General features: G+C 72.0%; 23 protein-coding genes and 1 tRNA gene. 12 read left to right on the top strand and 12 right to left on the bottom strand.

Going from position 1 to position 22,950, the window contains the following annotated elements; all coding sequences use genetic code 11:
* Positions 1-11: 11 nt before the first annotated feature.
* A complete protein-coding gene (locus tag C4J65_RS11180; protein ID WP_115742288.1) occupies positions 12-1,676 on the bottom strand; it encodes a class I adenylate-forming enzyme family protein in 1,665 nt (554 codons plus the stop codon).
* 231 nt (positions 1,677-1,907) lie between these two features.
* Here C4J65_RS11180 and C4J65_RS11185 point away from each other — a divergent pair, with 231 nt between their 5' ends.
* A complete protein-coding gene (locus C4J65_RS11185) occupies positions 1,908-2,405 on the top strand; it encodes a nuclear transport factor 2 family protein (RefSeq protein ID WP_162833137.1) in 498 nt (165 codons plus the stop codon).
* A 24-nt stretch (positions 2,406-2,429) separates the two neighbouring features.
* The gene (locus tag C4J65_RS11190) at positions 2,430-2,900 is read left to right on the top strand and encodes a nuclear transport factor 2 family protein (RefSeq protein WP_115742290.1); all 471 of its coding nucleotides are present in this window, start codon (positions 2,430-2,432) and stop codon (positions 2,898-2,900) included.
* 69 nt (positions 2,901-2,969) lie between these two features.
* Here the strand turns inward: C4J65_RS11190 and C4J65_RS11195 are convergent, their stop codons facing one another.
* Complete coding sequence (locus C4J65_RS11195) at positions 2,970-3,557, bottom strand: TetR/AcrR family transcriptional regulator (protein WP_115742291.1); 588 nt, start codon at positions 3,555-3,557, stop codon at positions 2,970-2,972.
* 122 nt (positions 3,558-3,679) lie between these two features.
* Between C4J65_RS11195 and C4J65_RS11200 the strand changes: the two genes are divergently transcribed.
* Entirely contained in the window at positions 3,680-4,534 is an 855-nt protein-coding gene (locus C4J65_RS11200; RefSeq protein ID WP_115746392.1) for an NAD(P)H-binding protein, read from the top strand.
* Between the two features lie 127 nt (positions 4,535-4,661).
* On the top strand, positions 4,662-5,228 hold the full coding sequence (locus C4J65_RS11205; RefSeq protein WP_115742292.1) for a dihydrofolate reductase family protein: 567 nt from the start codon (positions 4,662-4,664) through the stop codon (positions 5,226-5,228).
* Between the two features lie 9 nt (positions 5,229-5,237).
* Here the strand turns inward: C4J65_RS11205 and C4J65_RS11210 are convergent, their stop codons facing one another.
* Positions 5,238-5,648: an ATP-binding protein gene (locus C4J65_RS11210; protein ID WP_115742293.1), complete on the bottom strand. Its 411-nt coding sequence runs from the start codon at positions 5,646-5,648 to the stop codon at positions 5,238-5,240.
* A gap of 223 nt (positions 5,649-5,871) precedes the next feature.
* On the opposite strand from C4J65_RS11210, the gene C4J65_RS11215 reads away from it, so the two are divergent.
* Both C4J65_RS11215 and C4J65_RS11220 read left to right on the top strand, forming a co-directional pair.
* Positions 5,872-6,723 carry a helix-turn-helix transcriptional regulator gene (locus C4J65_RS11215; RefSeq protein WP_115742294.1) on the top strand — a complete coding sequence of 284 codons (852 nt, stop codon included), beginning with the start codon at positions 5,872-5,874 and terminating at the stop codon, positions 6,721-6,723.
* A gap of 4 nt (positions 6,724-6,727) precedes the next feature.
* Entirely contained in the window at positions 6,728-6,928 is a 201-nt protein-coding gene (locus C4J65_RS11220; protein ID WP_115742295.1) for a DUF397 domain-containing protein, read from the top strand.
* Positions 6,929-6,985: 57 nt separating this feature from the next.
* Here C4J65_RS11220 and C4J65_RS11225 read toward each other — a convergent pair whose 3' ends face one another.
* Positions 6,986-7,843, bottom strand: a complete 858-nt coding sequence (locus C4J65_RS11225; protein ID WP_115742296.1) for a class I SAM-dependent methyltransferase — start codon at positions 7,841-7,843, stop codon at positions 6,986-6,988.
* Positions 7,844-7,980: 137 nt separating this feature from the next.
* Between C4J65_RS11225 and C4J65_RS11230 the strand changes: the two genes are divergently transcribed.
* Both C4J65_RS11230 and C4J65_RS11235 read left to right on the top strand, forming a co-directional pair.
* Positions 7,981-8,574, top strand: coding sequence for a TetR/AcrR family transcriptional regulator (locus C4J65_RS11230; protein ID WP_162833138.1), 594 nt, complete (start codon positions 7,981-7,983; stop codon positions 8,572-8,574).
* Between the two features lie 158 nt (positions 8,575-8,732).
* Positions 8,733-9,833, top strand: coding sequence for an LLM class flavin-dependent oxidoreductase (locus tag C4J65_RS11235; protein ID WP_115746394.1), 1,101 nt, complete (start codon positions 8,733-8,735; stop codon positions 9,831-9,833).
* Here C4J65_RS11235 and C4J65_RS11240 read toward each other — a convergent pair.
* The gene (locus C4J65_RS11240) at positions 9,809-11,707 is read right to left on the bottom strand and encodes an EAL domain-containing protein (RefSeq protein ID WP_115742297.1); all 1,899 of its coding nucleotides are present in this window, start codon (positions 11,705-11,707) and stop codon (positions 9,809-9,811) included. The genes C4J65_RS11235 and C4J65_RS11240 overlap by 25 nt on opposite strands.
* A 284-nt stretch (positions 11,708-11,991) precedes the next feature.
* On the opposite strand from C4J65_RS11240, the gene C4J65_RS11245 reads away from it, so the two are divergent.
* Positions 11,992-13,302, top strand: a complete 1,311-nt coding sequence (locus C4J65_RS11245) for a M6 family metalloprotease domain-containing protein (RefSeq protein ID WP_115742298.1) — start codon at positions 11,992-11,994, stop codon at positions 13,300-13,302.
* A 167-nt stretch (positions 13,303-13,469) separates the two neighbouring features.
* Here the strand turns inward: C4J65_RS11245 and C4J65_RS11250 are convergent.
* The 6 genes from C4J65_RS11250 to C4J65_RS11275 all read right to left on the bottom strand — a co-directional run bounded on the left by C4J65_RS11250 (position 13,470) and on the right by C4J65_RS11275 (position 18,365).
* Positions 13,470-13,543: transfer RNA gene (locus C4J65_RS11250), tRNA-Lys, on the bottom strand.
* On the bottom strand, positions 13,534-14,148 hold the full coding sequence (locus C4J65_RS11255; protein WP_115742299.1) for a bifunctional DNA primase/polymerase: 615 nt from the start codon (positions 14,146-14,148) through the stop codon (positions 13,534-13,536). The genes C4J65_RS11250 and C4J65_RS11255 overlap by 10 nt, the downstream gene beginning before the upstream one ends.
* Positions 14,149-14,280: 132 nt before the next feature.
* A complete protein-coding gene (locus tag C4J65_RS11260; protein ID WP_115742300.1) occupies positions 14,281-14,628 on the bottom strand; it encodes a hypothetical protein in 348 nt (115 codons plus the stop codon).
* Between the two features lie 149 nt (positions 14,629-14,777).
* Entirely contained in the window at positions 14,778-16,343 is a 1,566-nt protein-coding gene (locus C4J65_RS11265) for a pectate lyase (RefSeq protein WP_115742301.1), read from the bottom strand.
* Positions 16,344-16,734: 391 nt separating this feature from the next.
* On the bottom strand, positions 16,735-17,466 hold the full coding sequence (locus tag C4J65_RS11270) for an aspartate/glutamate racemase family protein (protein WP_115742302.1): 732 nt from the start codon (positions 17,464-17,466) through the stop codon (positions 16,735-16,737).
* Positions 17,463-18,365, bottom strand: coding sequence for a decarboxylase (locus C4J65_RS11275; protein WP_115742303.1), 903 nt, complete (start codon positions 18,363-18,365; stop codon positions 17,463-17,465). Before C4J65_RS11275 ends, C4J65_RS11270 begins: the two co-directional genes overlap by 4 nt.
* A gap of 187 nt (positions 18,366-18,552) precedes the next feature.
* Here C4J65_RS11275 and C4J65_RS11280 point away from each other — a divergent pair, with 187 nt between their 5' ends.
* The 3 genes from C4J65_RS11280 to C4J65_RS11290 all read left to right on the top strand — a co-directional run bounded on the left by C4J65_RS11280 (position 18,553) and on the right by C4J65_RS11290 (position 22,396).
* Positions 18,553-19,536 carry a D-2-hydroxyacid dehydrogenase gene (locus C4J65_RS11280; RefSeq protein ID WP_115742304.1) on the top strand — a complete coding sequence of 328 codons (984 nt, stop codon included), beginning with the start codon at positions 18,553-18,555 and terminating at the stop codon, positions 19,534-19,536.
* Positions 19,537-19,571: 35 nt separating this feature from the next.
* Entirely contained in the window at positions 19,572-20,966 is a 1,395-nt protein-coding gene (locus tag C4J65_RS11285) for an amidase (RefSeq protein ID WP_115742305.1), read from the top strand.
* A 446-nt stretch (positions 20,967-21,412) separates the two neighbouring features.
* Positions 21,413-22,396: an IS481 family transposase gene (locus tag C4J65_RS11290; RefSeq protein WP_115742306.1), complete on the top strand. Its 984-nt coding sequence runs from the start codon at positions 21,413-21,415 to the stop codon at positions 22,394-22,396.
* Here the strand turns inward: C4J65_RS11290 and C4J65_RS11295 are convergent.
* Complete coding sequence (locus C4J65_RS11295) at positions 22,393-22,890, bottom strand: DUF3830 family protein (RefSeq protein WP_162833139.1); 498 nt, start codon at positions 22,888-22,890, stop codon at positions 22,393-22,395. The genes C4J65_RS11290 and C4J65_RS11295 overlap by 4 nt on opposite strands.
* Positions 22,891-22,950: the final 60 nt, after the last annotated feature.

Below are 22,950 nucleotides of genomic sequence, written 5' to 3' on the forward strand. Positions count from 1 at the left end.
GGTTCGAGCGGTCACCCCTCATCGAGAACTTCCGGTGCCGGCCGTCGCGCCAACTCCTCGCGCAGGGCCTTGCGGTCCACTTTGCCGTTGGTCGCGGACCGTCGCACGGCATCCGTCACCACGGCGTGCCGGATCCGCTCGTGCGCTTCCAGCGAGGAGTTGACGGCGGCCAGCAGCGCACCGCACTGCATCGGACCGGAGTCGGACCGCGCGTCCTTGGGGACGACGAAGGCGACCGGCGTCCGCCCGCGGCTTCCGTCCGGCTGGTCCGCCACCCCCGCCTCGACCACGTCGGGATGCGCCTCCAGGGCCCGCTCCAGACGCGACGGCGACACCAGGAGGCCGTCGTGCCGGAACACGTCGGCCAGCCGGTCCAGGACGTAGAGGTAGCCGTCCTCGTCCAGCCGGGCGACGTCACCGGTGGCGAACCACCCCTCGTCGTCGAACGGGCTCAGCTCGGGCCGGTTGACGTAGCCCGTCATCAACTGAGGCCCGTTGATCTGGAGTTCGCCGACCTCTCCGGGCCCGCGGACCCGTCCGGTCACCGTGTCGACGATGCGGGACCGGCTGCCCGCCACCGGCGGCCCCGCGGATCCGGGACGGGGCTCCACCGGGCCGTCGGTGTGGGCGAGATGGGTGGACTCCGTGAGGCCGTACCCCTGGAAGACCGGTACCCCGAACCGCTCCGACAGGCCCTTGATGATGTGCGCCGCGATCGTCTGATTGCCCGCGGCGATCATCCGTACCGTGTCGAAGGCCAGACCGCCTAGCTCCGGCGCGCTCGCCAGCCGCGCCAGGCGGACCGGGAGGCTGTAGTAGTGGGTGGCACGATGTGCGTTGGCCATGCGCACCGACGACCGGATGTCCGGGTCCGGGCACAGCAACTGGCAGGCGCCCGCCCGCACGGCGGCGTTCATGTGCATGGGCGACACGATCGGCAGGTGACACATCACGACCGACCGGTCGTCGATCCCGTGCGCGTCCCCGAACTGGGCGGCGTTGGTGCGGACGGCATGGTGGGAGACCGCCACTCCCTTGGACGGTCCGGTCGTACCGCTGGTGAACATCACGACGGCCGGGTCCGACCCGTCCGCCACGGGGGTGACGGACGCGGGGCCGCCGGCCCGTGCGGTGCTCGTGGGCCCCGGTCCGGCGGCCACCAGTACTCCTCCCTCCCCGGCGTCGTCCCACAGCCGAAGGACATGGGCCAGCCGCGGCAGCCGGGGCCGCGACGCCTCGACCCGGGTGAAGACCTGCGGGGCGAGGAGGGCGACGACCGCGCCGGACTGCTCGATGACACGCTCGACGGCGGGATCCGGCAGCAGCGGGTTCATCGGAACCGCGACGGCACCCGCCCTGATCGCCCCGTAGTAGGCGGCCATGAACTCCGGGTGCGGCGCCGAGGACACCACCACGGGGGCGCCCCGGCCGGCGATCAACGGGCGCAGCGCCTCCGCGTACCGGGACGCCCTCGCGTCGAGGTCGGCGAACGTCAGCCGGGTCTCCCCGATCACCGCCGGCCGGTCCGGGTGTGCCGCCGCCGCTGCCGCGAGCAGTCCGTCGACCCGGCCCGCGCTTCCGGGTCCGAGCCCGGGTCCGGGTGCGGGTCCGGCTGTTCGCCCCTCCGGCTGGGCGTCGGTGACGACGGCTCCCTCGGCGGATGTCCGATCCAGCATCTGTCTTCCTCCTGGCCTTCCGAACGATGCTGCCGCGTCCGCGTGCCCGACAGGGCAGGCGGCAGCACCCCGGACGCTGCTGCCACCGGCTCAAGCCGGGGCCAAGGCCGGGTCAACGCAGGTTCCACGAGGCCAGGTCCACCGCCCCGGCCCACCTTGACCGAGGGTTGAGCGGACCTTGAGAGACGTCACCGGAGCATGGCGCCACCGAACGCACCGAGAGGACACCCAGTGACCAGCGACTCCATCGCCCCCGTCGCCACCCCCTTCGAAACCCCTTTCGACACCCCCGACACCGCCGTCGACATCGCGCTCTACCACGACATCCAGCAGTTCTACGTCCGTCAGATGCATGCCGGGGACGGCGGTGACTTCACCGCGTGGGCGGCCAGTTTCACCGAGGACGCCGTCTTCGTCTCCAACGGGCTCCCCGCTCCGGTGGCCGGGCGCGCCGCCATCGACGCCGCGACCCGCGCCGGTGCGGCCGCCCGCGCCGAACGCGGCGCCACCCATCGGCACGTGGTGACCATGCTCGACGTCCGGCCGAAGGGCGAACACCGTGCCGAGGCCCGCTCGTACGTCCTGGTCGTGGAAGCGATCCGGGGCGGCGCCACGACAGTGCACGTCAGCACCGTCTGCGAGGACCGGCTCGTGCTGCGGGAAGGCCGGTGGCTCGTCGAGGAACGCCGGGTCACCCGGGACGACCGCCCGAAGCGGACTTCCGCCTGAACCGTCGCCCTGGAGGCCCATCCCATGCCCCGCGACACCGCCACCGATACCCACACCGATACCCACACCGACGTCGGCACCCAGGCCGTCGTACTCATCCGTCTGCAGCAGTTCTACGCGGCCCAGGTACACGCCCTCAACGACGGCGACCACGTCACCTACCGCGGCACCTTCACCACGGACGCCGAATTCGTCCTCGGCGGCGCCCCGGCTCCGCTGCACGGAGCCGAAGCGATCACCGAGCACAGCCGGTCACTGGCATCCCGGCGATCGGAATCGGGAGACGTCCAGCGGCACCATGTCACCATGACCGGCCTGGTGAACCGGCCCGGCACCGCCATCGCCGCCGGGTCCCGCACTCTCATCACCACGACAACACCGCACGGCGCAACCGTTGTCACCGCGAGCACCACGTGCCTGGACGAGTTCGCCGTGGAGGGCGGCGTCCTGCGTATCCGACGCAGAGTCGTCGTCCGTGACGGAGCCCGTGGGTAGGCGACGACGGTCACCGCCGCCGGGCCGCGTGTCACGGCCGCCTGACCCACACGTCGACGCGGAGCGAACTCACCCAGACGCTGGCCTGATGCCGTCCAGGAGGTACCTGGTGCGGCGGTCGTAGTCCTCCCGGGCGGGCCGCTCGCCGTGCTTGAGGGCGAGGGCGTTGTCGAGGACGAGTGCGTGGAGGTCGCCCGCCGTGAACTCCGGCCGCAGCGCGCCCCGGGCCCGCGCCGCTGCGACGATCTCCTCGTTGGCCCCGCTTCCGACCCGGCAGATCTCCATGAGCTGCTCCGAGTGCGGATACGTCTGCAACAGGACGTCGTTGAAGGCGGGCTGGCGGTACTGGAGGTCGCGGATCGCGGTGAGGTAGTACGCGATCCGCTCGCCGCCGTCGTCGATGGTCCGCGTGCGGTCGACGACGGCGAACAGCTCACTCGCGACGACCTCCTCGATGACGGCCTCGATGAGCCCGACCCGCCCGCCGAACCGGTTGAAGATCGTGGCCTTGCTCACCCCTGCCGCCTTGGCGACCTCCTCCAGCGGCACGGTCAGGCCCTGCCCCTGGAAGGCGCCGATCGCGGCGGAGCGGATCTGCTCGGAATTGCGCCGCGCGTCGGCCCGCAGCCGGGGTTCCGAAGGCACCGCACCGGCCATGGCCCTCACCGTCCCTTCCTGTCCTCACCATCACAACTTGACTCGTCGAGTCAGCTTACCTACGGTCGTCGGCAGAAGAGAAGGTGACCCCTGTGGTCAACTTACGCGGGAAGGCCAAGACCATGATCGTTGTGACCGGCGCCACCGGTGGGCTGGGCGGCGCCACCGTCGAGCACCTCCTCAGGCGCGTACCCGCCGACCGGATCGGCGTCAGCGTTCGCGACACCGCCAAGGCGCGGCACCTCGCCGACCGCGGCGTGCGCGTGCGGCAGGGCTCCTACGAGGACCCGGCCGCGCTGCGCGACTCGTTCGCCGGTGCCGAGCAGGTCCTTCTGGTCTCCGGCAACGACCCGGCCGCCGACATCGTCGGCCTGCACCGCAATGCCGTCGAAGCCGCGGTCGCGGCCGGCGTCCGGCGGATCGTCTACACGAGCCAGCAGGGCGCCGTCCCCGGCAACCCGTACCCGCCGTCGGACCTCCACATCGCCACGGAGGCGATCCTCGGCGACTCCGGAGTCGCCTGGACCGCACTGCGCAACGGCGCCTACGGCCCGCTCGACCAGGTCCTCGGCCCGTGGCAGCGGACCGGCGTGATCGCCAAGCCGGAGGACGGCCCCGTCCCGTACACCGACCGTGACGACATCGCCGAGGCCACCGCGGTCGTCCTCGCCGGTGACCGTCCCCTCGACGGCCCGGTGAACCTCACCGCGCCGACCGCCGTCACCTTCGACGACCTCGCCAGGACCGCCTCCGGCCTCACCGGTCGCAGCGTCGAGCGCGTAGTCCTGGACGACGACCAATGGATCGCCGACCACATCGCGACCGGCGTACCGGAGCAGATGGCCCGGCTGATGCTCACCTACTACCAGGCAGCCCGCGCGGGCTACTTCGCCGAGGCCGACCCCCTGCTGGCCGAACTCCTCGGCCGCGAGCCCCGCACCGTCGCGGACCGGCTCGCGGCCGACATGGCCGCCTGATCGCCGATCCGGCCAGGTCTACCTGCCCCTGGCGGCTGTGCGGTGCGCGCCGCACTTCCGACACCCGCTGCGGCGCCCGCCCGGCGGCCGTACCGTCGAACCCAACGGCCACCGAGGAGGGCTTCCGATGCGCAGAGTGACCTATTCGATGAACGTGTCCCTCGACGGCTACATCGTCGACGCGAGCGGCGACATCGACTGGAGCGACCCGGACGAGGCGGTCTTCCGGTACTGGACGGACGAGCTCCGCGAGACCGGCGCCCACCTGCTGGGGCGGCGGCTGTACGAGACGATGCTGTACTGGGAGACCGCCGAGCAGGACGAGTCGCTCGGCGCCGCGGAGCTGGAGTGGGCCGCGCTGTGGAAGGCGCTGCCGAAGGTGGTGTTCTCCAGGACGCTGACGACGGTGCGGGGCACCAACACCCGCCTGGCCTCCGGCACCCTGGCGGAGGAGATCGAGCGCTGGCGGGCGGAACCCGGCGAGGGCGACATCTCCATCGGCGGCGCGACCCTCGCCGCCGAGGCCTCCGACGCCGGCCTGATCGACGAGTACCGGGCCGTGGTCCACCCGGTGCTGGTCGGCGGCGGCACCCCGTTCTTCCCGCACCACGGACGCAGGGTGAACCTCGAACTCGTCGAGTCCCGCACCTTCGGCCGGAACGTCATCCTCCTCCGCCACCACGTGGCCCGCTGACCCACCCCGTCAAGCCACACCCAGCTCGCACCACACATATTTGCCCCTGTTCCCCTCGCGGGCCAGCGGCTGCCACCCCCACACGTCCGCACACGCCCGGACCAACGCCAGCCCCCGCCCGTCCTCCCGGTCGGCTGCCCGGTCGAACGGCTGCGGGGGCTGGGGCGGCGAGGGATCCGCGTCCCAGGCGCCCAGCCGAAGCACTCCGCCCCCGGACCAGCGGACCCGTAGTGCGGCCGGCCCCTTGGTGTGCCGCACGGCGTTGGACACCAGCTCCGTCGCGAGCAGTTCGGCGAGATCGACCATCCGGATCAGCCCGTGCACCGTCAGGATCAGTCGCAGGGTCCGACGGCAGACGGTCACGGCTCTGGGGTCGTTCGGGATGTAGAGGGAGTACTCCCACGCATCATTTTCAGGCATGCCGGTTCCCTTCGGGGACGGGGCGGATGGACGCGGTGCCGGTGTCTATGCCGCACTGCCATGACAGGGCAAAGCGGTGCACTTCCGGCGCCCCTCAGTTGCACTGAGTGCGTCTGACGTCACCGACAGTAGGGCATATATTTATGACGCAGCAAGGAGGTCACGTAACATTGCCTCGAACGGGCTGCTTGCGAGCGGCCGTTGAACACGGAGGAGACGAGACGTGCCGCCCAGACGCACTCCCACGGCACGCCAGGAGCGCCTAGGGATCGAACTGCGCAAGATGCGGGAAGCCGCAGGCCTCAAGGCGACCGAGGCAGCGAGCCTCCTCGGCGTGAACTCCGTTCAGATCAGTCAGATCGAATCCGGCATCGCAGGTGTGAGCGAGGAGCGCCTGCGGCGCCTTGCCGCGCACTACGCCTGTGCGGACGAGGACCTGATCGCAGCACTGGTGACGATGGCCACCGGTCGCGCCAACGGATGGTGGGAGGAGTACCGGGGAACACTGCCCCACCCCTTCCTGGACCTCTCGGAGTTGGAGCATCACGCGTCTCTTCGATGGGACGTGGACTTTCTGCACGTGCCGGGGCTTTTGCAGACGGCGGAGTACGCTCGCGCCCTCTTCTCCTACGTCAACCCGCAGTTCTCAGGCGAAGAGATCCAGCGCTGGGTGGATCACCGCATGAAGCGCAGGGTCATTGTCGAGCACCCGCAGCCGATCCCGTACGAAGCCGTCATCCATGAAGCGGCCTTGCGCATCAAGGTGGTCGACGAGGCTGGAATGAGGACTCAGCTCGCCCACATCCTGAGCCTCTCCGAATCCGACCACGTGACCGTACGCGTCATCCCCTTCGCCGTGAACGGCTTCGCAGGCGCGGGTAGCGCGATGGTGTACGCGGGCGGACCCGTCCCCCAACTGGACACAGTCGTCCGCGACACACCACATGGCACCGTCTTTGTTGACGCAGCAGCTCAACTGAGCCACCTTCGCACGTTGTTCCGCAGGGTGGAAGAAGTAGCCTTCGAGCCAGAGCGTTCCCGTGAGTTCATTCACCGGCTGGCGAAGGAGCTGTGACCCGATGACGCGCGGCGCATGGAAGAAGTCGTCCTACTCCGGCGGCGGTGAAGGCAACGCCTGCGTGGAGGTCGCCCTCGACCACCCCCACATAGCCGTCCGCGACTCGAAGGCCCCCACCCGGGCCGTGCTCACCTTTCCCGCCCCCGCCTTCGCCGCTTTCCTCACCGGAGTAGTCAGTCCGGGGATGCCAACGCATCCGTGATGAGCGGGCGCCGGACTGCGCTGCCCGACCGTACGCGTGTCCGGCGCGGTCACCCGGTCATGCGGTGGCGGTCGGGCGGGTCGCCGTGGCCAGCCAGGACGTGCTGAGGAGCCGGACCGTGCCGTCGGTCGCCTCGTGCGTGCGCAGATGGTCCGTCAGGATGCCGCGGGCGCGGGCCCGCGCGGTCGGGGCGGCCCGGTCCATGAGGTGGCGGCCGGGGCCCGTGCCCAGGAGGAAGTCCGCCGCGTCCTCGGCGTCCCGCCCCCACGTCCCGTAGGCCTGGACCTGGTTGACGTCGATGGAGACGAAGCCCGCCGCGGTGAGGACGTCGCCGATGCGGTCCGGGGCGGCCAGGGAGAACATGCCGGGCAGGCCGGGCTGTCCGAAGTCGCCGACCGGCAGGACGTCACGCAGTGACGCCATCGCCGTGACCCAGTCGTTGAGCGTCGCGTCGGCCGGGCAGACGAAGGCCAGGCGCCCGCCGGGGCGCAGTGCCCGGCCGATGTTGCCGAAGGCGGCCACGGGGTCGGCGAAGAACATCACCCCGTAGCGGCTGACCGCCGCGTCGAAGGCACCCGCGTCGAAGGGGTGCACCTGTGCGTCGCCCTGCGCGAAGGAGACGTTCGCGACGCCTTCCCGCTCGGCGCGGCTCCTGGCCTCGGCCAGCATCGGGCCGGACAGGTCGAGGCCCAGCGCGTGTCCCCGGGAGGCCCGCAGCGCGGCGAGCCGGGTGGTCTGGCCCGAGCCGCAACCGAGGTCGAGGACCCGGGCCTCTGCCGTGATACCGGCGGCGTCGAGGAGGGGCTCGTTGAAGCCCTCGTTGACGGCGTTCCAGCGGTCCTGGTTGCGGGCCCAGTGGGCTCCTTCCGGACCGTTCCACGCTTGAGCCTGCTCGGTGTTGACGGTGTCCGGCACAGGTGCCTCCTGGGTGGACGACGGATAATGGGCGTGCGCCCAAACAGTATGGGCAAGCGCCCAAACCCCGCAATCCCGTTACCATCCACGGGGTCGAGCCCAGCCGGGGCGACCGATCCGGGACGAATGAGGGACCCATGGCACCGCGCGGAGTGGCGACACCGGACGTACGCGAGCGGCTCTTCGCGGCGGCCGAGCGCATCGTGGAGCGGGACGGCCCCGGCGCGCTCACCAGCCGGGCGGTCACCACCGAAGCGGGCTGCGCCAAGGGACTGCTGCACGCGCACTTCGCCGGGTTCGACGGATTCGTGGCCGAGCTGTGCCTGGACCGGTTCGCGAAGACGGCGACGAAGGCGCGGGCCCTGTCCGGGATAGCCGGGCACGGCACGGTGGAGCGGAACCTGAACACCGTCGCTCTCGCCCTGTTCGACTCCGGCGGCCTCGCCCTGTCCGGCCTCGCCATGACCCGCCCGGCCGCCACGCTGGGCATCCGCGAGGCGCTGGAGAGGGGCGCGCCGGGCTTCACCGCGATCGAGGAGGCCATTGCCGACTACCTGGAGGCCGAGCGGGAGCTCGGCCGCGTGGCGCGGACCGTCGACCCGCCCTCGGTGGCCCTCGCCGTCGTCGGCACCGCCCACCATCTCCTGATGACCGGCCGGCCGGGCGCGGCCGATCCGCGCCCGCTGGTGACCCGCCTGATCACCACGCTGGTGAACGTCCCTACCTCGTGAGCGGCTCGCGCGGAGCGCGAGGTGTGGGCGCCCGCCGCTCAACCGCGATCCGCCGGGAATAACCGGAGACCCCCTCCTGTTACGTCGCGAAGCGACCCACGTAAGACCGCGTGTACGACGACGTGTACGACCACGCCAAGCACAGGAGGCACCCCACCATGCCCGCAGACGCCGCAGAGGAGATCCGGGGCACCGCCCACGGCACCGCTCCCGTCCCCCTCTCCGTACTGGACCTGGTGACCGTCGGGGCCGGCCGGACCGCCACCGACGCGCTGCGGACCAGTGTGGACATCGTGCGGCTCGCCGAGGCCCGCGGCTTTGAGCGCTACTGGGTCGCCGAGCACCACTCCATGCCCGGCGTCGCCTCCTCCTCCCCCGCGGTGATCCTCGCCCACCTGGCGGCCCACACCGACCGCATCCGGCTCGGGTCGGGCGGCGTCATGCTGCCCAACCACGCGCCGCTCGTCATCGCGGAGCAGTTCGGGACGCTGGAGGCGATGGCGCCGGGGCGCGTCGACCTGGGGCTCGGCCGCGCCCCCGGCACCGACGGGGCCACCGCCGCCGCGCTGCGCCGCACCGACCGGCTGAACGAGGGCGCCGACGACTTCCCGCAGCAGCTCGCGGAACTGATCCGGTTCCTGGACGACGACTTCCCGGACGGGCACCCGTACGGGCGTATCCACGCCGTGCCGGGGCCCGTGCAGGCCACCTCGCCCGGGGGCGTGCAGTCGGCGCACCGGCCGCCGGTGTGGCTGCTCGGGTCCTCGGGGTTCAGCGCGCGGCTGGCCGGCACCCTCGGGCTGCCGTTCGCCTTCGCGCACCACTTCTCGGCGCAGAACACGGTCCCGGCGCTCGACCTGTACCGGGAGTCCTTCCGGCCGTCGGCCGTCCTGGACGCGCCGTACGCGCTCATCGGCGTCTCCGCGCTCGCGACCGACGAGGAGAAGGAGGCGCGCCGGCAGGTGCTGGCGGCCGCGCTGAACATGGTCCGGCTGCGCACCGGGCGCCCGGGCCTGGTGCCGGCGCCGGAGGAGGCCGAGGCATACGACTTCAGCCCGATGGAGGAGGAGTTCGTGCGGTCCTGGAACGCCAACGTCATCCACGGCACCGCCGACGAGGTGCGGGCCGGGCTCGACGACCTGCAGAAGCGCACCGGCGCCGACGAGCTGATGCTCACCGCCAACGCCCACGGCGGCGACGTACGCCTGCGCTCCTACGAGCTGATCGCCGACGCCTACGGGTTGCCGACGCCGGCCTGAACCCCGGCGGGGCCGCCGGGTTCCGCGTGGCCGAGCAGCGCGGAGATGCGGTCCGGTGCCACCGGCCGGGAGTACAGCCAGCCCTGGCCGGTGTCGCAGCCGATGCGGCGCAGGCGGCTCGCCTGGTCCGAGGTCTCCACGCACTCGGCGGTGACGGTCAGGCCGAGGCGGTGGGCGAGCTGGACCATCGCCTCGACGATGACCTCGTCGGCCGGATTGGCGACCCCGGCCGTGCCGGAGGCCGCGGCGTCGGGCACGGCCTCGTACTGGAAGCCCCGGACGAACGCGCCGTCCAGCTTCAGCACCGAGACCGGCAGCCGGCTGAGGTAGGCCAGGTTCGAGTAGCCGGTGCCGAAGTCGTCGATGGCGATGTGGACGCCCATATCGCTGAGCGCCTTGAGGACCTGGAGCGGGCGCCCCGCCGAGCCCATCACCGCCGACTCCGTCAGCTCCAGCTGGAGCAGCTGCGGCGCCAGGCCCGTCTCCTCCAGGGTGCGGGCCACGTCCGCCACCAGGTCGGAGTCCCAGACCTGGCGGACCGCCACGTTGACGCTGACGAAGATCGGCGGCTCGTCCGGGTGGGCCAGCTGCCAGCGGCGGGCCTGGTGGCAGGCGGTGCGCAGGATCCAACGGCCGAGGGGAACGATCGAGCCATCCTCCTCCGCCAGTGCGATGAACCGATTCGGCGCAAGTACGCCGAACTGAGGATGATTCCAGCGGATGAGCGCCTCGACGCCCCGCACCCGGCCGTCCTCCATGCCGACCAGCGGCTGGTACTCCAACGCGAACTCGCCGCGCTCGATGGCGGGGCGGAGCGTGGCGGCCAGCGCCTGGCGGGTCATGCGGTTGGCGTTGCGCTCGGGGTCGAACAGGGTCCAGCGGGCCCGGCCGTCCGCCTTGGCCCAGTACAGGGTGGTGTCGGCGGCCTGCATCAGGGCGGTGGGGGTGGTGCCGGCGGTGTGGCGTTCGACGACGCCGACCGAGGCGGTGACCGACAGGCGCCGGTCGGAGAGTTCGAAGGGCGGCTGGAGGGCCGTGAGGACCGCCCCGGCCAGGTCTGCGAGCTGGTCGGTGCCGGTGGAGTCCTCCACCAGGAGGGCGAACTCGTCGCCGCCGAGCCGGGCCACCAGCGGGACGCCGGACCGGGCCTGGGCCGCCTCCTCCGCGCACCTGGTCAGCCGTTCGGCCACGGCGGCCAGGAGCCGGTCGCCGACGCGGTGGCCGTGGGTGTCGTTGACGGCCTTGAAGCCGTCCAGGTCCAGGTAGCACACGCCGATCCGGCCGGTGCCGCCGTGCTCGTACGACTCCGCCTCCAGCGCGGCGGTCAGGCGTTCGAAGAACAGGGCGCGGTTGGGCAGCCTGGTCACCGGGTCGTGCATCTGGAGGTGACGCAGCCGGGCCTGGAGTTCGCGCCGGGCACTCACGTCGGCGACGGAGAGCAGCAGGCCCGTGGCGTCCCCGTCACCGGAACCCCCGGAACCGGCCAGCGGCTCGACCGTCACCTGCGCCCACAAGGAGTGCCCGTCGGCCCGCTTCAGCCGTCTGGTGCAGCGCAGCCGGGCCCGGTGGCCGCGCAGCACCTCGCGGTACGCGTGCCAAGTGCCGGCGTCGGAGGCGAGGTCGACGAGGTCGGCCGCCACGGACCCGGCCAGTGCGTCCGGGTCGGTGCCGAGCAGGGCGCCCAGGGTGTCGTTGGCGCTGACGACCAGACCCTCGGCGTCGACGACGGCCATGGCGAGCGGGGCCGTGGTGAACACCGACCGGTAGGCCGGGGGCTCCGTACGCACGGCACGAGGAGCCAGACTTTCATCACTCTCTGTAACGGCCGGGCCGAGATCCGCTGCGGGCGCCGGCCCTTCGGAGGTTCCGTTCACCGCTCGCTCCCGCAGTGCCTCGATCTCTGTTCGTGCTCTGTTCGTGCAGGAAAGTGTGCCGATCATAGAGGCTGACACCGGGCCCTTCCAGCCGCCGTTCCGCGTTCCGGACCGAGCAACCCGTCCGGCAGATCGTTTCTGCTCACTCCTGGACGGGTCCGTCACCCCTCCGACCAGTTGTGACGTTCCGTGAGTGCCTTCGAGGTGTCGGCCGGGAGAACTCCTGCGAAATCCCGGACGACTCACCCATCCGGTGCATGCGAACAGGGCGTAATACGACAATCATGCACAAGCTGGGTGCGGTGTCCCGTCAACCGCGTCCGGAGGTCCATGTGCCGCGCCCGCTCCCCCGGACCAGGCTGCGCAGCACCGCCGCGGTGTGCACCACGATGTCGGCGCTCGCCGCGACCTCCCTGATCACCGCGCCCTCGGTCGCCGAGCCCTTCTCCCCGGAGCCCTGCGCGCTCCAGCGCACCGACGTGCACCACTCCGAGGGCCTGGACACCTGGAACGCGACCTATCCGCGGCCCGCCCGCGCCCTGGACGCGGTGATGGTGTTCCTGTCCTTCCCCGACTCCCAGCCGCTGACGGCACCGGCCGAACTCGCCGCCGACCACTTCCCCGCCACCGCCGACTTCTTCCGGCGCGCCTCCTACGGCGCCTTCACGCTCCGCCCGCACCCGCTGCGGGACTGGATCCGGATGCCGGGCCCGTCCACGTCGTACGCCATACGGCGGGACTGGAGCCCGGAGCACCGGGCCGCCTACCTGCGCGACGCGCTGACCGCGGCCGACCGGTACGTGGACTTCTCCCGGTACGACGTCGTCTACTTCGTCGCGGACCCGGACGCGCCCGGGGTGGACTCCGACGCCACGAAGGTCGTCAACCTGGACACCCCGCTGCGGGCGGACGGCACGGACATCCGGCGGGTGGTCACGGTCTTCGAGAACCATCCGCCGGACCGGCTGGTCCTGGCCCACGAGACGGGGCACGTCTTCGACCTGCCGGACCTGTACCACCGGCCGGCGGACGGCAAGGGCGACTGGGACACGCACGTCGGCGACTGGGACCTGATGGGCAGCCAGTTCGGACTCTCCCCGGACCTCTTCGGCTGGCACAAGTGGAAGCTGGGCTGGCTGGACCCCCGGCAGGTGGCCTGCGTGCGGGGCGGCGAACCGACCCGGCTGACGCTGGAGCCGCTGGGCGCGGGCCCCGGCGTGGTGGTGGCCGGCGCCGCGGGCGCGCCGGCCTTCGGCCTCGGGCGGGGCACGAAGCTGGCGGTGGTGCGCACGGGGGCGGGCAGCGCGCTCGCCTTCGAGGTGCGCACACCGGTCGGCAACGACGCCGCCTCCTGCCGCTCGGGGGTGCTGGTGTACCGGGTGCACAGCGGGGCGGAGTCGGGCGGCGGGCCCATCGAGGTGGTCGACGCCCACCCGGGCACCGAGGCCTGCTGGGCCGACTCGGTCTACCCCCCGCTCGCCGACGCCCCGGTGGCCCTCGGCGAGAGCTTCACGGTGCCGGGCGACGGCGTACGGGTGGAGGTCGAGGACCGCACGGAATCGGGCACCTGGACCGTACGGATCACCCCCGGGTGACCCGCCCCCCGGCCCACACGAACTCTCGGCCAAGCCCCCACCCCCCGGCCCACCTAGCGGGGGGGGTGTGGGTGGCGAAGCCCCCACACCGCGCGGCGAAGCCGCGCAAAAACAACGATGGCGAGGAGGTTCACGCTTTCCGCGAACACGCCTCGCCATCGCCATCGTGCGCCGCCAGGGACTCGAACCCCGGACCCGCTGATTAAGAGTCAGCTGCTCTAACCAACTGAGCTAGCGGCGCCTGCTGACGTCGTAGACCTTAGCATCCTGGTCGGCGGGAGGAAAAATCGAAATCCGCACCGCCGCGCGGGCCGCCCGCACGGCCGCCCAGAGCATGATCTCCGGGCCGGGCAGCCACGGCTGGCGGGTGTCCGGGGCCACGAGCCAGCGGGATCCGGAGCGCGGCGGCGCACCCGCGGGGGACACGGAGCCCGCGGGGGCCGGTACGGTCACCGCGTCCCCGGCGCCGTGGCACAGCAGCGGCGGCACCTCTCCCGTACGGCCGCCCTCCCGGCCGCGGGCGCTCCACTCCTCCCAGTCGAGCAGCGACGGCAGCCGCTGGGCGGTGCCCGGAGCGGCGAACAGCAGCATCCGGCCGCGGAACTCCGCCACCGGGCCCGAGCCGGGGCCGTCGCCCCACAGCCGGTCCAGCATCCGGCGGCCGAAGATGGCTGGAGCGCTCACCACGTCGAAGGCGGAACCGCACGGCAGGACGACCGGGGCCTCGGGCCGCTCCTCCCAGAGCGCGAGCGTGCTGCGCGGGTACGCGCCCGCCGAGGCCAGCCAGGCGGCGCCGTCCGAGGTGACGTCCGAGGCATGGGGCGTGGCGTTGCGTGTGCTGCTCATACCGCAAATATCTACCGGGCGTGAGGACTCCGCTCCGCTGGGTTGCGGGAAACCGGGACACAGCGGCCGGGAGGGGAGTATCTTGCCCAGCCTTCTGGCATATGCGCTCCGGTCATCCGCCCGCCCCCGGGCTCACTCGGCCGACTCGCCGCGCATCAGGTCCCGGCCGAACTCCACCATCTTCTTGGCGTAGTCCTCGGTCCACTCCGCGCGTTCGGCGATGTCCGCGGGCGTCAGCCGGTCGAACCGCCTCGGATCGGCCAGCTGCGCCGCCGCGAGCGCCTGGAACTCCATCGCCCGGTCCGCCGCCGCGCGGAACGCGTGGGTCAGCTCGGTGGCGCGTTCGAGCAGGGCCCGGGGGTCGTCGATCGACTCGAGGTCGAAGAAGTGCTCGGGATCGGCGGCCGCCTCCGCCGGCTCGAAGAGCAGGGGCGCGGGGCGTAGCCGCGGTTCGTGCCGACGCGGCGTGGGCTCCGCCATGTCTTCTCCTCCTCGTGCGGGACGACGGCCCGTCCCCGGGTGCGGGGACCCTCCGGTGGAGTGGGCCACCGTCCATTGTCCCGCGCCGCGCAAGAGGGCGGGGTGGGTCCGGAACCGCGATCCGGACCCACCCCGCCCGCCCGGCCGGGTCAGCCCGCGTACGTCTCGAACTCGGCGATCCTCGGAGTGCCGGAGGCGCCGGTGATCTCGAAGGTGATCTTCTCCAGCGAGACCGGGGAGAAGCCGATCACGCCCGCTCCGCTGCCGGAGGCCAGGACGGCGCCGGTGTCGTGGTCGACCACGCGGTAGGAGCCGACGGTACCCTCGGAGCCCGCCGCCTCACGGATGTTGATCTTGCCGACGGTGGTCGCGGAGGACCACTTCACGGAGATGGAACCGGTCGTGCCGGCCGGGGACCAGTACGTGCCGAGGTCACCGTCGCGCACGTTGCCGTAGCTGGTGCCGCTCGCCTTGGACGAGCCGTCGGAGCCCGCCCCGACGCTCAGGTTGGTCCCGGTCGGCGGATCGGTCGGGTCCGGGTCGGTCGGGTCCGTCGGGTCGGGATCGGTCGGGTCCGGGTCGGTGGGGTCGGTCGGGTCCGGGCTCTGCGGGGTGCAGCTGCCGTCCGAGACCTTCAGGCCCTTGTTCGCGCCCGCCGTGCCGCTCACGACGGACGGCACGCAGGAGGCGTCGTCGAGGCTGTAGGAGTACGGGATGGACACCGTGGTGTTGGACTGCGGGTCGGGGCCGGCCGGGTTGTTGTCCCCGCCGGGCTCGGACCAGGTCACGTTGTCGAAGATGTTGCCGCTGACCTGCCAGGACCCGGCCGCGTCGGTGTAGAAGGTGCCGAGGACGTCCTTGGAGTCCTCGAAGTAGTTGTTGTCGACCTTGGCCTTGGCGCCGGCCCGGGAGTTGATCCCCGACTTGTTCAGGCTCACGTAGTGGTTGTTGTACATGTGGGCCGTGCCGCCGCGCAGCAGGGGTGCGCGGGAGTCGATGTTCTCGTACAGGTTGTGGTGGAAGGTGACGTACCCGTTCGAGGTGTCGCTCTCGCTGGAGCCGATCAGCCCGCCCCGGCCGGAGTTGCGCAGGACGCTGTAGGACAGGGTGACGTACTGGGTGTTGTCCTTCATGTCGAAGAGGCCGTCGTAGCCCTCCGACTCCCCGCCGGAGGCCTCCAGGGTGGAGTGGTCGACCCAGACGTTGCGGACGTCGCTCTCCATGCCGATGGCGTCGCCGCCGTTGGAGGTGGGCGAGCCGGACTTCTTGACGTTCCGGACGGTCACGTTCTGGATGACGATGTTGCTGGACTCGCGGATGTGGATGCCCAGCTGGTCGAAGACGGCGCCGTTTCCGACCCCGACGATCGTGATGTTGCTGACCTGCTTCAGCTCGATCTTGTCGGCCGCGGTGTTGCAGCTGTCGCCCGACACCTTGCTGGTGTTGCCGTGGTTGACGGTGCCCTCGACCTCGATGGTGATCGGGGTGCTGCTGCTGGCCCGGCCGCACAGGGCCTGGTGGATCGCGGTGCCGGTGGTGGCCCGGACGGTCTGTCCGCCCGCGCCGCCGGTCGTGCCGCCGTTCTGGGTCGCGTAGCCGGTGGCGCCGCCGGCCGCTGCCGCCGCCTCGGGCATCGTCAGCACCACACCGGCCGCGGCCGCGAGGGCCAGCGTGCCCAGCGCCGCTTGGAGTCGCAGCGCGACTGGTCGTCTCATCCTCGGTCTCCCCATTCGCCTTCACATGCCGGAACGAAAGCCATGGCGTGATCATGTCAATCACACGATGGCGGAAAGCGCTTTCTCGGCGTGAGAATAGGGGGAGCTTCGAGTGCTGACAAGGGTTCAGGCGAGTTACTGAGGGTTCAGATTTACGATCAGCGTCCATCTACTTGAACGGAGGACGCTCGATGTGCACCCCGGCCGGAGCTGCGGTACGATCATCTTGCCTGATCACGGGGGCCAACTCCCCGCAACGGGCACTGCGTTGGTGGTCCAAGGAAAGACGCCCCACTTCCCGTGGGGAAATGCAGGTGCAAGGCCTGCCCAGCGCTCGACGAGAACCCCGGTCCGCACTCGCGGACCGGGGTTCTCCCGTGTCGGGCCCTGCTCAGACCTGCACCACCGGCTCCCGGGTGAACAGCGCGCCCAGTTCCGGTGCGTTGACCCGGCGGTCGGCCAGGCGCAGGCACTCCCAGATCGTGACCTGGTTCGCGGTGAGGACCGGTTTGCCCAGCTCCTTCTCCAGGGCCGGGATGTACGCCGCCGTGTGCAGGGCCGTGTCCGGCAGGAGCACCGCCTGGACGTCCGGGCGGTCGGCGGCGCGGGCCAGCGCCAGCACCTCCGCCTCGGTCCAGGTGCCGACCTCCGCCGCCGTGACGATGCCCGAGCTGACGACGTCGGCCACCTCGATGCCGGCGGTGCCCAGGAAGTCCGCGAAGAGCCGCGCCACGTCCTGCGGATAGGTCGCGCCGATCGAGACCCGCCGCACCCCGAGCTCCTTCGCCGCGTGCACGAAGGCGAAGGAGGTGGACGAGGCAGGCATGCCCGCCGCCTGGGCCAGGGCGCGCACCTGCTCGTGGGCGCCGTCCCAGCCGTGCACGAAGCTGCCGCTGGTGCAGGCCCACACCACGGCGTCGGCGCCGGCCAGCCGCAGCTCGGCCACGCCCGCCTCGAGCCGCGCGGGCGAGCCCATCTCGAGGAGCGCGTCCACCCGGTGGGCGTCCTCGCCGATGTCCGTGTGCACCAGGTCCACCCGGATGCCGCTGCTCAGGAGCTGCTCGATGCGTGGGTAGTCGTCCTCGCCGGAGTGGCCCGGGTACAGGATTCCCAGTGCTGTCATGTCCACCCTTCCTGCTGCTGTTCCGTGTCCGGGACGTCACCGACGCCCGGCAAGTCCACCGCGGCGGGTCCGACCGGGCCCGCCACCGCGGGGTCGACGGGGACCACGGGCCCCACCACCGCGGGACCCGCCGCACCCGTCGCCGCGGGGCCGAGGCGCGCGGCCGGATCGGTCAGCGCCTGGTACGGCCCCACCGCAGGGGTACCCAGTCGGCGCAGTGCCGCCCACATCGTCACTTGGTTGGCCGAGATCACCGGGATCCGCAGCTCGGCCTCCAGCTGGGGGATCACGTCGTAGGTGGGGAGGTTGGTGCAGGAGATGAACAGGGCGTCCGCCGCTCCCGGCGCGGGCACGGCCTGGCGGGCCATGTCGGCCACGTCCCGGTACGGCACCCTCCAGATGTGCCGGGTCAGCCCCATGAAGGCGCAGCCCGTGATGGTGACGCCCGCCTCGGCGACGTACGCCTCCAGCGCCCGGGTCACGGACACGGTGTACGGCGTCACCAGCGCGACCCGGCGCACGCCCAGCTCGGCCAGCGCGTCGAGCAGGGCGCCGGAGGTCGTGACGGACGGGACCGCGCCCGCCCAGGTCATCGCCTCGCACATGGCGCGTTCCCCGGCGATGCCGCCGACGAAGCTGCCCGAGGTGCAGGCGTAGGCGACGACCTCGGGGGCGATGGCGTTGAGGGTGCGCACCGCCTCGCCGAGGGTCTCGTGCTCGCTGACCATCCGGGCGAGGTCCAGACTGACCTCGACGGGCACGAAGGGGGTCCGTGTCATGTGCAGTGACACGTCGTCGGGCACCCATCGCCACAGCTCGCGATCGAGTGCGAAGTCGAACGGGGCGACCACGCCGACCCCGCGTTGCGGAGCTGGTCCGCCGAGAAAGGAGATGTCCATGGCACGCACCGGCCTCACACTGAGAAAGGGGAGGGCAACGCACCGTTACGCACGGCCGTGTTGACGAAGGTAGGTTCCGGTGCGAGCGTGGTCAATCCGCCCGCATCACTCCCAGGTCAACAGCCGGTTAACTTCCGCGTCAACACCTGAACCGCCCCCGCTTCCACCGACCGGAGACAGGCCGCCGATGACCACGTCCCCGCCCACACCCGCGCCCGCGTCGGCTCCGCTGCCGACCCTCCTCGTCCTGGACGCCGAGCCGCTGCCCCGGCTGGGCCGGCTGACCGGCCGGGTCCGGGTCGAGCACACCGACGCGGCGACGCTGGCGGAGCGGCTGCCGCACGCCGACGTCCTGCTGGTGTGGGACTTCACCTCGCACGCGGTGCGCGAGGCGTGGCCGGGCGAGGGTCCGCGTCCGCGCTGGGTGCACACGGCCAGCGCCGGCGTAGACCATCTGATGTGCCCGGAGCTGGCCGAGTCGGACACGGTGGTGACCAACGCGCGCGGGGTCTTCGACCGGCCGATCGCCGAGTACGTCGCCGCGCTCGTCCTGGCGATGGCCAAGGACCTGCCCGCCACGCTGCGTCTTCAGGGCGAGCGGACCTGGCGGCACCGCGAGTCGATGCGGGTGGCCGGAACGCGTGCCTGCGTGGTGGGCTCCGGCCCGATCGGCCGGGCGATCGGGAGCACGCTGGGGGCGCTCGGCATCACCACCGCGCTGGTGGGCCGCACCGCACGCCCGGGCGTGCACGGACCGGAAGACCTGGACCGGCTGCTGGCCGGGGCCGACTGGGTGGTGGCGGCGGCCCCGCTCACCGACGACACGCGCGGCATGTTCGACGCACGGAGGTTCGGGCTGATGCGGCCCTCCGCGCGGTTCGTGAACATCGGGCGGGGCCCGCTGGTCGTCGAGGACGACCTGGTCGAGGCGCTGACCGCGCGCCGGATCACGGGCGCCGCCCTGGACGTGCTGAGCCACGAGCCCCTGGCTCCGGACAGCGCCCTGTGGGAGGTGCCGGAGCTGATCGTCTCGCCGCACATGAGCGGGGACACGATCGGCTGGCGGGACGAACTGGGCGCGCAGTTCGTGGAGTTGTTCGAGAGCTGGGCGGCGGGCGGACCGCTGGCCAACGTGGTCGACAAGAAGCGTGGATACGTGCCCGGACACTGACGTCGCCGACGTCACCGACCCGCGGAGGATGCCGCATGACCGACCTCACCGAGCTGACCGCGGTACAGCTCGTCGACGGCTACCGCAAGGGCGCGTTCAGCCCCGTGGAAGCGACCCGGGCGGTCCTGGAGCGGGCCGAGCGGATCCAGCCGGAGGTGAACGCGTTCGTCCGGCTGACCGGTGCGGAGGCGCTGGACCAGGCCAGGCACGCGGAGGAGCGGTGGCGCCGCGGGGAGCCGTGCGGGCGTCTGGACGGGGTGCCGGTCACGGTGAAGGACATCCTGCTGACGCGCGGTCAGCCCACCTTGCGCGGCTCCCGGGCCGTGTCGCCGGACGGGCCCTGGGAGGAGGACGCCCCGTCCGTCGCCCGGCTGCGTGAGCACGGCGCGGTGTTCGTCGGCAAGACCACGACGCCCGAGTTCGGCTGGAAGGGCGTGACGGACTCGCCCCTGTCCGGCGTGACGCGGAATCCGCACGATCCCTCCCGTACGGCGGGCGGTTCCAGCGGGGGCGCGGCGGCGGCCGTGGCGCTCGGGGCGGGGCCGCTGGCGCTGGGCACCGACGGCGGCGGCAGCGTGCGCATCCCGGCGTCCTTCTGCGGCGTCTTCGGCCTGAAACCGACGTACGGCCGGGTGCCGCTGTACCCGGCGAGCGCGTTCGGCACCCTCGCGCACGTCGGGCCGATGACCCGGGACGCGGCGGACGCGGCGCTGATGCTGGACGTCGTCGGCACCCCGGACGCCCGGGACTGGTCGGCGCTGGGCCCGGCGCCCGGCTCGTACACCGAGGCCCTGTCCGGCGGGGTGCGGGGGCTGCGGGTGGCGTACTCGCCCTCGCTCGGCGGGCAGGTGGCGGTGCGTCCGGCGGTGGCCGGGGCGGTGCGGCGGGCGGTGGAGCGGCTGGCGGAGCTGGGCGCGTACGTGACGGAGGCCGACCCCGACTTCACGGACCCGGTGGACGCCTTCCACACCCTGTGGTTCAGCGGGGCGGCACGGGTGGTTCAGCATCTGCGGGCGGGGCAGCGGGAGCTGCTGGACCCGGGGCTGCGGGAGATCGTGGGGGCGGGGGCGCGGTTCTCGGCGCTGGACTATCTGGCGGCGGTGGACGTCCGGATGGAGCTGGGGCGGCGGATGGGCGCGTTCCACCAGGACTACGACCTGCTGGTGACGCCGACGTTGCCGATCACGGCGTTCGAGGCGGGGGCGGAGGTGCCGAAGGGCGCGGGGCACCGGCGGTGGACGGGGTGGACGCCGTTCACCTATCCGTTCAATCTGACGCAGCAGCCGGCCTGCACCGTGCCGGTGGGGGTGGACCGGGACGGGTTGCCTGTCGGGGTGCAGATCGTCGCGGCTCGGCATCGGGATGATCTGGTGCTGCGGGCTGCGCATGCGCTGTACGAGGCGGGGGCGGCGGGTACGTCGGCCCGGTAGTGACCGGCGTGCGGGCGGGCACGGGGTGGGGGCGGACCGGCGCCGGCCGGGCGCCTCCCCCACTCTCGGCTTCGCTCGAGCGGGAGGTACCCCCACCGCCCACTCGTGCCCGCCCTGGGGGTACCTCCCAGGCCGATCAGGCACCGAGGGAGGCACGACTGCCCACAGCCGGGGCGGCGTGGCGGCTGCCCGCAGCCGGGGGTGTCGTCCGGATCTTGCCGGGGTCGCGGGGTCCGGCACGCACTCCCCCACCGCCTGAAGGGCGTGGAAGGTGCCCCCAGCGGCGTTGTCGTCGGTCGCCAGGGCTCCGCCCCGGAGCCGGCCCGACCCGAACGACGCCCCCTAGGTGTATTGATCACGAGCGTTGTTGACGCTCGCGGGGCTTGATCATGGCGAAGACCTCCGGTGTGGTGGAGGTGTCGAGTCTTCACCGCACGGAGGTCTTCGTGTCCCACCGTAATGCCCGGCTGACCGTTCACGGCAGACGGATCCTGGTCGAACGTGTCCTCGCGGGCCGACCGGTCGCGCACGTGGCCGCGGAGATGGGCATATCCCGTCCCACCGCCCACAAATGGGTCCGCCGCTGGCGGGCCGAGGGCGACGCGGGCCTGCACGACCGTTCCAGCCGGCCCCACACGCTCCCGCACCGGACTCCCGCCGCCCTCGAGGCTCGGGTCTGCCGCCTGCGGACCGGCCGCAAACTCGGCCCGGCCAGGATCGGCCCGATCCTGGGCCTGCCCGCCTCGACCGTGCACCGGATCCTGGTCCGGCACGGCCTGAACCGGCTGGCCTGGCTGGACCGGCCCACCGGCGAGCCGATCCGCCGCTACGAACGCGCCAGGCCCGGCGAACTGATCCACGTCGACATCAAGAAACTCGGCAACATCCCCGACGGCGGCGGCTGGCGAACCGTCGGCAGGACCGCAGGCGACCGCAACCGCCAGGCCACCACCAACGAGCGCAAGAGCTGCACGCCGGTGATCGGCTACAGCTACATCCACTCGGCCGTCGACGACCACTCCCGCCTGGCCTACAGCGAGGTCCTGCCCGACGAACGCCAACACACCGCCATCGCCTTCTGGCAACGAGCCAACGCGTTCTTCGCCGGCCACGGCATCACCGTTGAACGCGTGCTGACCGACAACGGATCCTGCTACAAGTCCAAGCTCTTCACCCAGAACCTGACCGCGGCGGGCATCGCCCACAAGAAGATCCGGCCCTACCGGCCGCAGACCAACGGCAAGGTGGAACGCTTCAACCGCACCCTCCTGGACGAGTGGGCCTACCTGCGGCCCTACACCTCGAACACCGAGCGGACAGCGGCCCTGGCAGACTTCCTCCACACTTACAACCACCACCGCTGCCACACCGCACTCCACGGACACCCGCCCATCACCCGCGTCAACAACGCTGCGGGTCAATACACCTAGGCCGCTCTGCGGAAGCTGAGCGTCTCGCCCGCCGCCCCCGTGCGCCACAGGTCGTTGCAGGCCTCGGCCATCTCGTCCAGGCCCTCGGTGATGCGGCCCCAGACGGTGCCCGGGACCCAGCCGACGTCGCCGTTGAGGAGCAGGTTGTTGCGCTCGTAGAAGAGGGCGAGGTCGACAAGGGTGGTGCCGGGGCGGACCTCGCGGTCGTAGCCGTACGCCTTCGTGCCCAGCTCGGCACCGGCGAAGGCGAAATAGCACAGGTCGCCCGGAATGGGCGTTACCGTCGGGTTCTCCAACGGCGGTTCGGTTGTCGCGAAGGGCGGGAAAAGGGCGTAGATCTCGTTGCGGGCGTATTTGGCGTGGTACACGTCGCCGCCGAGGGGGAGCGCGTCCCAGACGGCCGCGCAGGTGATCGGGGCCCGGTCGTCGAGCAGTTGGGCCGTGCAGGTGATTCCGCGCTTGACCAGCGAGACTTCGATGTAGCGATCAGCCATGCCCTCCATGGCAGTGCCCCGCGGCCCCGCGGTCAAGGGCGCCGGGCCGATGTATCGGAC

It is taken from the genome of Streptomyces sp. CB09001 (genome assembly GCF_003369795.1).
Classification (GTDB): domain Bacteria; phylum Actinomycetota; class Actinomycetes; order Streptomycetales; family Streptomycetaceae; genus Streptomyces.